This window comes from Streptomyces jeddahensis (assembly GCF_001642995.1).
GTDB classification, from domain to species: domain Bacteria; phylum Actinomycetota; class Actinomycetes; order Streptomycetales; family Streptomycetaceae; genus Streptomyces; species Streptomyces jeddahensis.
The window spans coordinates 1-562 of the sequence record NZ_LOHS01000005.1 but is presented as its reverse complement, the minus strand read 5'-3'; the positions used below and the strand labels follow the sequence as shown (position 1 = coordinate 562).

Sequence of the window (562 nt, the reverse complement as noted above, 5' to 3'; positions counted from 1 at the left end):
AAGGTGGCTGGCGGCAAGTCGGTCACCGCGACCGGCAAATCGCTGTCGGTGGTGGCTCTGCGCAAGACGTACGGGGATGTCGTCGCCGTCGACGAGGCGTCCATGGAGATCGGGGCCGGGGAGTTCGTCACCTTCCTCGGCTCCTCCGGGTCGGGCAAGACCACGACCCTGATGATGATCGCCGGTTTCTGCGAACCGGACTCCGGCACGATCACGGTGGGCGGACGTGACGTCACACGGCTCGCCCCGCAGAAACGCAACCTCGGCTTCGTCTTCCAGCAGTACCTGCTCTTCCCGCACATGACCGTCCACGAGAACGTCGCCTTCCCCCTCCAGCTCCGGGGTGTGCACAAGGACGAGATCCGGCGGCGGGTGGGGGAGACACTGGAGATCGCGGGCCTGTCCAAGTTGGCCGGCCGCCGCCCCCGTGAGCTGTCTGGCGGTCAGCAGCAGCGTGTCGCCCTGTGCCGGGCGCTGGTCTACCGCCCGCCGGTGATTCTCATGGACGAGCCGCTCGGCGCGCTGGACAAGAAGCTCCGCGACCAGCTCCAGATCGAGATCA

The 562-nt window shown here is 67.4% G+C and carries 1 protein-coding gene; it reads left to right on the top strand.

Annotated elements, in window-relative coordinates; all coding sequences use genetic code 11:
* The coding region (locus STSP_RS00030) for an ABC transporter ATP-binding protein (RefSeq protein WP_332835340.1) at positions 1 to 562 on the top strand (562 nt) is incomplete at both ends.